Source organism: Xenorhabdus miraniensis, assembly GCF_002632615.1.
Window position 1 is genome coordinate 1 of the sequence record NZ_NITZ01000049.1, and the last position, 9,109, is coordinate 9,109.

Consider the following 9,109-nt stretch of genomic DNA (forward strand, 5'->3'; position numbering starts at 1 on the left):
TCACCTAATTCATCGATTTTTCGACGGTGATATTCGGATGCCAGCTTGTCTTTTTTTAAAGCAGAACGAGGCGGTATCATGACGGCGCTACCTTGTAGAGATGTACTGTGTCTACATTTTACTCAATTTTGTGGCTGTGAAAAGTTTTTAGAGGTTCCCCTATCTTGCACATACGCGGGAGTTCATGTACGGATATAGAGCTGCAACCTACCGTCGATGTCAACATGATTTTTGTCTTGCAAACGGGATGCGTTCATATAGGCGACCATAGATTTCATACCATCATGTTGATGCAGGGCAGTTCACTCACACCTCCACCTCCTCAATCCTGTCTGAGACCTGCCCTGTCTTTTTTATCTCCAGTTATCCTTACACCGAAATATCCAGATAGATTGCCAGCTCATTCTCCAGCGTTTTACCCGCGATTTCCATATCGATATCAATATATTCCATTGTGGTCGCCACACTGCGGTGCCCCAGCAGGCTTCTAACCAGTTGCAGATTATGGTCCGGCGCTTTCATCAGCTCGGTGGCCAGGGTATGACGAAAACGGTGGGGAGAAATGGCAAAATCACACTCTTTGGACAATCGATAGAAGAACGAACGGATATGCTGCTTTTCTTTATCGTGATCATACTGGTAACTGACCATTCGCCCGTGATAACGAAAACTACTATATGCGGCGCAGTGGCTGGGCAAGAGAAGTCTGGTTTCGCGGTAGGTAGCAAGTACCACAGCATCCACCTGCTCAACTCCTGCCGAGGATAATGCACGAGCAGCCGCTTCGACCGCCAGATCCCCCGTTGTGCAGTTTTCACCAACAACGTGTCGGGTCTGAATGCCTGTACGACTAAAAATCCAAGCATCCGAGGTATCCAGTTCTTCAGCCAGCATGGTGTTGGTTACGATATTATCCGGTAGGTAGGAGCCCAGACCAGAGAGAGAACGGCGGCACGTGTCATGGCTTATCCCTCCTTAACAATCTTAGTGGCTGCCTCGACACCACCCAACGCGTCGAGGTGACGGAGAGGATTCCAGAAATCCCGATACCGCATGATCTGCCCGTTGTTTGTCCATAAAACGGAGATATAGTCTTGTTCGAGCTTCCGGCCCGTTACGGTAGCGAAACCATCACCGTGAAATTCTCCTATCGCCATATTAGGATCTGCTGTTTCGTAGAAACTTACCTCAGTAAATCTGACAGTTAGGTGTTCGGGAAATTTCTGCATGTGCTTCCAGATAACTTCACGACCTTCGAAACGGGTTTTCCAACCTGGGGGAGCATAAGGAAATTCTAATACTCCATCCGGATGAAATAGGTCACACCATCCTCTGGCATCACCGGCTTCCAGTAACTGCAAACTACGAACAAGAACATTTTTAGCATTCATTTTTAATTCCTTTTTACAAGTGAAGGTGGGTAGTCGGCACAACCTGTGCCTGGCAATACTGGCACACTGATTAAAGCTCGCAGAAACGTAAGAGGTAACCACTGCAATGCGTTATGAGGGATCGCAAGTGCAAGACTGGGGAAGCGGCTGATTAGTCGATTGATGGCGATACGACCTTCAAGGCGCGCTAACGATGCGCCTACACATTGAAGACCGTCATAGAGCGAATGCAACGGAGAGATTAGCTCCTCCCCTAGCCTGAGTTTGCGATCAGACATGTTATTGCTCCTTACTGGCTGAAGTGGGGGTAACGATCGGCCTGAACATCTTGTCGAGAACATAATCAGGCAACCAACGTGCAAGCAATGCCGCCCGCCGAATATCCGAACCCACACGGTATCGCGTTTTCGGCTTAGTACTAGTGAGAGCTGAAAAAACTGCAGATGCGACATGAGCTGGTGTTGTACGGCTGTCTCGAGCACCCTGCTCATTGGCTTGCAAAAAATTCAGATAGGTATTGCGGTAAAGATCAGAAACCTCAATGGGAGCCAGCGATATCGCTTTCTCACCTTCCTCCACGATTTTGCCCCAGATTGGTGTCCAGATTGTACCGGGACTGACGACTGAAACCATAATTCCCATCGGTGCCAGTTCACGGCGCAGCGCGTCGCTTAAGCCTTCCTTGGCAAACTGTGCCGCTGAGTAGGCACCAAGATAGGGGATTGCGACAGTTCCCAATCCTGATGTTACATTAATTAAGCGGGCAGTCTTGCTTCGGCGTAAAAGGGGAAGCATTGCTCGTGTCACAGCAAGCTGACCAATCAAGTTTACCTCCAGCTGATTACGTAGAAGGTCACTTGATACACACTCCAGAGGGGCGGAGATGCAAATTCCCGCATTATTAACTAATCCCCAGAGCCCTTGTTCTCCAACTTTTTCCGACATCAGAGTTGCAGCAGTGATGATAGAATCTTCGTCAGTCACATCAATAATAAGAGGAGTGATTCGTTCTGATGTGCAGTCGGCCGCCAGTTTTTCACCGTCCTCTTGTTGACGCACACCACCAATCACTTGAAAGCCTTTTTCTGCCAGATATAACGCGGTTTCTCGCCCCAGTCCCGTGGAGGCTCCGGTGATCAACACATATTTGCCTTGTGGTGGTATAGATTTGATGGTGAACACGATATAGTTACTCCTTATTGATTAGTCCCTGCCGGTTCGTTGAGTGCAGACAGCAGCACACGAACACAGGTGTCGGCCAGACGTGTAGCACGGCTGGCCGGCACTGCATCATCGATATAGGTGAAATTCCAAAAAAGCGTGTTGTGGCTGGTGTTGATAGTGGCAACGAAATAGCCGTTCACCGATATTCCGGTCAGGAACTGCGCGCCTGTTACGTACCAGCTGCCGATCCGATCGGGAAATTCGTAGCGTCCAATATTGGATGAGCACAAGTTGATAGGTCCCTCTGACTCCATAAACTCCATGAATGGACGGGCTTCCGTCAGCGACTGTGGTGCCAAATCTGCCACTAGATTTACCAAGTTAAAGTGGTGTCCCGACGCCTTACGTTTAGCTAAATCGGTGGTAATGTCACGGGCGATATTCCAAAAAGGCTGCGAAACATTTACCACCGACATGACTGTTGCTACGTAGGTACCAACTTCGTCGTGGCTCACGGCAGGTACTAGTTCGCGACGAAAATCTATTGGTGAACCAACTGCAAATTGAGTGGGATGATTTTGGTCATCTAGTGCCGCAGCAAGTACTAGTGCTGCCGTCAACGCACCGTGCACGGTGGTACCATGCTTACGAGAGGTCTGGATTAAGAGAGTAAGTTGATCACTATTGAGTTCTCTTCGTAACAGTTGGGTACGTCGTTTCTCCGGAGAAATTACACGGTTGGGTATTATCCGGCCTGGCTTATGCGTGGTCATCAGCTTTGCATCCTGCGCTGTTTGCTCAGCCAGTTGTATAGCCCCCTCTTTACCCGTAAACTTCGATGGTCGCATTTCTTCTGCGGATGGCAGAGCCCTGGCTATCCACGAAGACGACACGGGATTATTCGCAAGCGTGAGCCATTGTTCAGCCAGCGACAGTACCGTGGTTCCATCGGCAATGATATGTGGCACTATCACCAGTAGGTCATAAATCCCGTCGGCGCTGTTGACCACTACAGTACGGATCAGCGGTCCAATGTCGGGATTCACACGTTCCATTAGTTCGCGTTTATTGACCTCATCGACCCATTGTTGATCTTGTGCAAAACGAATCTCTCGTAACGGAATAGCCTGATCACAAGACACCCACCTCGGATTAAGACCATTATCATGTTCAATGCGGGTTCTCAGCAACGGATGCCTCACCTGCAACTCGTCTAATCCATGGCGTAGTGCCGTCATTTGTAGTTCGCCATGCACACGAACGCGAGAGATTACATTTAATGTCGAAAACTGGTCGCACAGCCAGTACCAACGCTCTAAGCAAGAAAGTGGACGATTTATTTCAGTCATGGTTATTCGACTCCAGGAAAAAAAGCAATGCCATTTCGTTTTTTTTGGTTAAAGAAAGTTCAGAAACAAACCGAAAATAGAGGTTGCGGACAAAAGTACTGAACGGATTCTCCAGTTGTTCAATATGACTAAGCGCTCGCGCACCTTCTACCATGGCCCGAGCACGATCGCGACGTTGGTTCTCGTAAGTGCGAAGGGCCGTCTTTGTATCATCAATGGTCGCCAAGCAATGCGCCAGTACAGCAGCACCCTCAATGGCGAGGGCGGCCCCCTGACCCAAGCTGGTGAGCATTGGGTGTGCCGCATCACCTAGGAACGTAACCGGACCATCTCCCCAATTTTCAAGGAATGGCCGATCCTGAGCCGGAGTACTTGAAATACCCGCTTCTGGCGTAGCAGCTATGACGACCTGAACTTCTTCTGCCCATCCTGCATAGAACTGCTCCCATACATCCAGCGCGCTAAGCTCTTTAAGTGGTTCGAGCACATGCAAATTCACATAGTTGAATGCGGTATGCAAAGTGTCACCATGTGCCTGTTGAATAGCATTGAGAGGATAACCACGAGCCAAACCGACACCACCAATATATAATTCTCCTGCAGCTCCTAAAGGTTGGGGCTTAAGCTCTTTATTCAAAACATAAAGTTGTATATTGTCGATGGGTTTGCCGATAGGAACCCGTGAATGAAGGTCATTCGGGCACTCAAAGTCAGATACGTCGATAGCCGCTTCTGTGGGGCCATAAAGGTTTACTAATTGAACAGCATTGCTAAAAATTCGCTTAAAACGAATGACCTGTGCTGGAATCAGTGCTTCCCCACTACAGAACACCAGGCGCAGTGATGCGGCCGAATCACGTAATCGCAGGTCGCTTTCCAGCAGATCTAACAACGGGGATAACATTGAGGGAACAAAATGGATGACAGTAACAGAATCCCTTTCGATCGCCCGCAACACTTCACGAGGATCCTTCTCAGCACTAGGTGGCAGCAATGAAAGACTGGCTCCAGTGAAACTCCACCAGGACAACTCCCAAACAGACACATCAAAAGATGCTGGGGTCTTTTGCAGCAATACATCACGTTGGTTAATTGGATATTCGGTTCGAACCTGATTCATGAAAATCTGCAAGCCCCAAGCATCGCTGACGATATGGTGCGTTCGCACATGTACGTATACCGATTCAGTCGTTCGCAACAGGGTAAAATCGACAAGGCTACTGGCATCGAGCTTGTGGCTATGATTGAAAGCATCTTGTAGCCAAGACTCGGCAGAAGCTGTAGAATCAGTTTGGTGGGTTAAATCTATTAAAGTTACTTGATGTTCAAATTCTTTATCGATCCATTGATAAGGAATGCCATCCTCTTCACTCAATCGCAATCTGAATACATCCGTTTTCTCAGCAGTATTAATTAAAACGACTTTTAAAGTGCTTTCATCAATATTGTTGCTGAATTGAATATAACTAAGGATCGTATACTGGTTTGTATCTGGAAACTGCATAGCAGCAACCCAGATATCTCGTTGGTATGGTGATAATGAAATGCAAGTCGAGTTCGCGTATATCACGGCCTTGTCCTTGTGTTTGTATTTGCATTTGCACTTGCATTTGCCACTCAAAAAAATAGTAATGATATGTGAATATGTGAATATGTGAATATGTGAATAAATTAGTTTCTTTTATTCACGTTATTCTGTACAAGAAAAAACACCCGTAAAGTCAATTTCTCTAGCAACTCCATACCTTATTGGTCAGATAAATAAAATGGATATTACTTATCAAGATAATAATAACTAAAATTTAAAAATCTATATACAGCGCTTTAATTACAATCATTACCAAACTTTATCACTTAATTAATAAAACTTGATATAGTGATTATTTATTCAAATATATCAATAATATAACATAAATTCACTTTTAAGACGTTGGTACATTGACGGCTAAATATTATGTTTTCCCCTTACTCCAGATAACATAAAAGAATATAAATAATTTTATTAAAACAAGCAGCTACGGGTTATAAATAAAATAATACCTATAACAGAAATAACTAAAGTATAGATTACCAAATAAAACATTTAATATTATAACCACAACAAAAGTTCCCGGTTTGAATATAAAAATTCATAACATGTTGCGTATTATCACGAAGAAAATGGTCATGTATTCAAAGTGTTGTTCTTCATCTATAATATCTCTTTTTGCGAGATAACATACGTGGCTACAGTGGAAGTAAAATGTCGATTTTGTCACCAAACGAAGGACGTTAAAAAACAGGGTATTGGCAAAGGGGGTCACCAACGTTATCGCTGTTTACCCTGTCATCGTACTTTCCAGCTCGATTATTCTTATCGAGCCTGTCAAGCTGGAATTGTAGTGATGTGATGGACGCTCCCTTTTTCAGCTGCAAACAGTGCCAACTTTCTTTCTGATGCACTGAATTTCGGGAGAACATCTCATGAATACGATTAAAGTCGTTGGCATTGACCTCGCCAAAAACGTTTTTCAAGTTTGCGTCTGGGGGGAGGACGGTTCTGTCGCCTAAAACCGAAAAATCTCACGGCAAAAATTGCTTGATACTGTGCACTCTTTTCCGCCGGGCACCGTCATTGCGATGGAAGCTTGTGCAACGTCTCACTATTGGGGTCGAACGCTGCAAGCGATGGGATATACCGTCAGGCGGGTCCCTACTCAACACGTCAAGGCCTTCTGCCATCATCAAAAAAATGATGCCAATGATGCGCTGGCTATTTGTGAAACCACCTGCCGCCCTGGTCTCCATTTTGTTCCCGTCAAGACCGTGGAACAGCAGGATATTAAAGCCCTGCGCAGTGCCCGGCAACTCATGGTGGACAACGGACCGCACTCGCCAACCAAATGCGGGCTTTTCTGGCTGAATCGGGGCTGATTGTGCCTGTAGGCATTCAGAAACTTCAACAGCATCTCGCTGATATTCTCGAAGATGACAGTCATCGCCTGTCTTGTGTGCTACGCCGTTTATTACATACCTTATGGGAAGATATGCGGAATTTGAACACGGGCATTCATGAAATGGATCACGAAATCGCGGCGCTTTCCCGTCAGCAAACGGGTTATGAGCATCTGCTCACTATCCCCGGCGTCGGTCCCCTGATTGCGGCGGCTTTCGTGAGTGATGTCAACGCACACCAATTTGCCAATGGCCGACAACTTTCAGCCTGGTGTGGTTTGGTTCCCCAGCAACATAGTTCAGGGGGAAAAAGTCGCTTGTCTTCACTGAGCAAACAGGGCAACCGCCATCTCCGAACGTTAATTAACCCGAGTTCCGTTTAAGCCGTCGCTGGGAAATCTTCTTCTGAGTAGAAAACTTTCAGTGACGGCTTTTTCCATTTAAGGCAGTAAGCAATCAGCCCACCTAAAACAGTCAATAGAAATCCTTTTATACTTCGGTGGCGAGAGTGTTCTATTTGAGAAATGGTTTTTAATTGTCCATTAATTGTTTCGATGATAAAACGCCTTAATAACATTATCTTATCCCACTCAGCTAGCACACTCGCTTTCATATTACGGCGTTTTTTCGTGATAAAAGTGATACCGGTTTGCGCTAAATCATTTGCCAGTTCCTGGCTAAGATAACCCTTGATGCCCTTCTAAGTGTCAAGTGGTTATTTGCCGACTGTTGATCTGTCGATTTTGGTTACGCAATAAGGTAAATATCTCTCTGGATATATAGCGTTTTAAGCAACGTATAGCTTCCAGCTTTGAATGGCCTTCTCCAACCCGTCTGGCGACATATTCCTGTGTTCTAGCATCTGTACGGCCTGCCAATGGCGATGATATGAAGTGCACTGTTTGCTGCACGATCACCTCCCCGGTTGAGACGGTAACGCTGATTTTTTCCTGACGACGCCGGTACTGGACTTACCCCACATAATGCAGCAAAACTGGATTCTGAATGGAGACGTTCTGGATTATCACCCGCGGTAATAAGAAGTTGAGAAGCACACTCATATCCGACTGCTTTGCACTTAATCAGATCGGGGGCAAGATCATCTACAATAGCCGCAATCATGATGTTCAAATCGCTAATTTCGTCCTGTAATTCCAGATAGCGTCGTGCCAGTGATTTCAGTGAAATACGGTAGGCATCCTCAACATGACGATACCGGGTCATATCAGGTTTGGCGGTGGTGAGAGTACGTATCAGCTGCATTCGGGTTAAGTTTCTGCACTGTGCCCGTAATGCTTCAGGCGCAGAGACGATAGTCATCTGAAGCATTTGCAGTGCCACACGCCGGGCCGCGATGGCGGTTTTCCGGCAGGCTTTCAGAACGCGAAGAGATTCGACCATACCATCCCTTGTTTTAGGCGTGACGGTACGAATGCGTGAATACGCCGCATGGGCTGCACATTCAGCATCAATCGTGTCACTTTTTCCCCGCTTTCTGCGTTCCATTCTATCGGGCGCAGTCACCTCAAGGACTTCAATCCCTGCCCTTTGAAAATAACGCAATAAACCCGCACCATATGAACCCGTACATTCAATACCTACCCGGACTAGTGTTCCAAATGACTTCATCCAAGATAACATTTGGCAATATCCCTTTTGGGTTGTCGGAAAAAACTCGCACCCTATAACACAATTATGATGATCAACGATCGCAGCAACGTGCAGGTCTTTATGGGTATCAACACCACCGATGACACCTTGTTGAATTTCAGCCATAGCATAAAGTCTCTGTCAGAAAATACACTGATTTCTCCTGACAGATACCCCGGACAGGACAGTAAAGAGACAAGCCGTCAGGCCCTTCTTGAGTCACGCGTACCGTGAGGAGAACCCTCTTATGGCGTATTCTTGTCACCGACAGATCAAAGGAAGGACACAATCTCGGTCAATCACCATACGGGTCAGGAAACAGAAAAAACGCCATACATCAGAAGAATAGATTAAAAAAACAGTGGATCTATAGCCTCTGATAGAGGGTATTCTTACTATCGCCATATAAACATCCCGTTAACCCTTTTGCCAGCGCTTTGACTGGCTGACGATCATCCTGATTTCCTGCGGTGAGTTTCACGGCTAACAATTCCTTACAATCATTGATAACCAAATGAAGTTTAAAACCATATATGGACGCCCCCGGTTGTGCAAGCATTGAGTCGATACGGTTTGCTACCATATATCCGGCGTCATAAAGGACTTATTTGCCCGCGCCAT

7 protein-coding genes and 5 pseudogenes are annotated in these 9,109 nt (G+C 46.3%); 3 read left to right on the forward strand and 9 right to left on the reverse strand.

Going from position 1 to position 9,109, the window contains the following annotated elements; translation table 11 throughout:
- Positions 1–369 precede the first annotated feature (369 nt).
- The 6 genes and pseudogenes from Xmir_RS21420 to Xmir_RS29690 all read right to left on the reverse strand — a co-directional run.
- Positions 370–645: pseudogene (locus tag Xmir_RS21420) on the reverse strand (site-specific integrase); the annotation flags it as partial.
- A gap of 320 nt (positions 646–965) precedes the next feature.
- The gene (locus tag Xmir_RS21430; protein ID WP_099116034.1) at positions 966–1,391 is read right to left on the reverse strand and encodes a nuclear transport factor 2 family protein; all 426 of its coding nucleotides are present in this window, start codon (positions 1,389–1,391) and stop codon (positions 966–968) included.
- A gap of 2 nt (positions 1,392–1,393) precedes the next feature.
- Complete coding sequence (locus Xmir_RS21435) at positions 1,394–1,669, reverse strand: hypothetical protein (protein ID WP_208620469.1); 276 nt, start codon at positions 1,667–1,669, stop codon at positions 1,394–1,396.
- A gap of 1 nt (position 1,670) precedes the next feature.
- Complete coding sequence (locus Xmir_RS21440; protein WP_208620470.1) at positions 1,671–2,573, reverse strand: SDR family NAD(P)-dependent oxidoreductase; 903 nt, start codon at positions 2,571–2,573, stop codon at positions 1,671–1,673.
- A gap of 14 nt (positions 2,574–2,587) precedes the next feature.
- A complete protein-coding gene (locus Xmir_RS21445) occupies positions 2,588–3,904 on the reverse strand; it encodes a condensation domain-containing protein (RefSeq protein ID WP_099116036.1) in 1,317 nt (438 codons plus the stop codon).
- Complete coding sequence (locus Xmir_RS29690; protein ID WP_279627223.1) at positions 3,897–5,474, reverse strand: AMP-binding protein; 1,578 nt, start codon at positions 5,472–5,474, stop codon at positions 3,897–3,899. The genes Xmir_RS21445 and Xmir_RS29690 overlap by 8 nt, the downstream gene beginning before the upstream one ends.
- A 652-nt stretch (positions 5,475–6,126) precedes the next feature.
- Between Xmir_RS29690 and Xmir_RS21460 the strand changes: the two are divergent.
- From Xmir_RS21460 to Xmir_RS29700, 3 genes and pseudogenes are all read left to right on the forward strand, one after another.
- A pseudogene (locus tag Xmir_RS21460) lies at positions 6,127–6,282 on the forward strand (IS1 family transposase); the annotation flags it as partial.
- 241 nt (positions 6,283–6,523) lie between these two features.
- On the forward strand, positions 6,524–6,817 hold the full coding sequence (locus Xmir_RS29695; RefSeq protein WP_244171015.1) for an IS110 family transposase: 294 nt from the start codon (positions 6,524–6,526) through the stop codon (positions 6,815–6,817).
- Positions 6,818–6,819: 2 nt separating this feature from the next.
- A complete protein-coding gene (locus Xmir_RS29700; RefSeq protein ID WP_244171014.1) occupies positions 6,820–7,221 on the forward strand; it encodes a transposase in 402 nt (133 codons plus the stop codon).
- Here Xmir_RS29700 and Xmir_RS21470 read toward each other — a convergent pair.
- The 3 pseudogenes from Xmir_RS21470 to Xmir_RS21480 form a co-directional block, all read right to left on the reverse strand.
- Positions 7,218–7,535 (reverse strand): annotated as a pseudogene (locus tag Xmir_RS21470) (transposase); the annotation flags it as partial. The gene Xmir_RS29700 and the pseudogene Xmir_RS21470 overlap by 4 nt on opposite strands.
- Before the next feature lie 10 nt (positions 7,536–7,545).
- Positions 7,546–8,614: pseudogene (locus Xmir_RS21475) on the reverse strand (IS110 family RNA-guided transposase).
- A 244-nt stretch (positions 8,615–8,858) separates the two neighbouring features.
- Positions 8,859–9,020: pseudogene (locus Xmir_RS21480) on the reverse strand (transposase); the annotation flags it as partial.
- Positions 9,021–9,109: the final 89 nt, after the last annotated feature.

What these genes read in the sequence shown, in the direction of transcription:
- Xmir_RS21430 (WP_099116034.1), bottom strand. Translation starts at nt 1,391, where the DNA reads ATGAATGCTAAAAATGTTCTTGTTCGTAGTTTGCAGTTACTGGAAGCC.
- Xmir_RS21445 (WP_099116036.1), bottom strand. Translation starts at nt 3,904, where the DNA reads ATGACTGAAATAAATCGTCCACTTTCTTGCTTAGAGCGTTGGTACTGG.
- Xmir_RS21435 (WP_208620469.1), bottom strand. Translation starts at nt 1,669, where the DNA reads ATGTCTGATCGCAAACTCAGGCTAGGGGAGGAGCTAATCTCTCCGTTG.
- Xmir_RS29695 (WP_244171015.1), top strand. Translation starts at nt 6,524, where the DNA reads ATGGAAGCTTGTGCAACGTCTCACTATTGGGGTCGAACGCTGCAAGCG.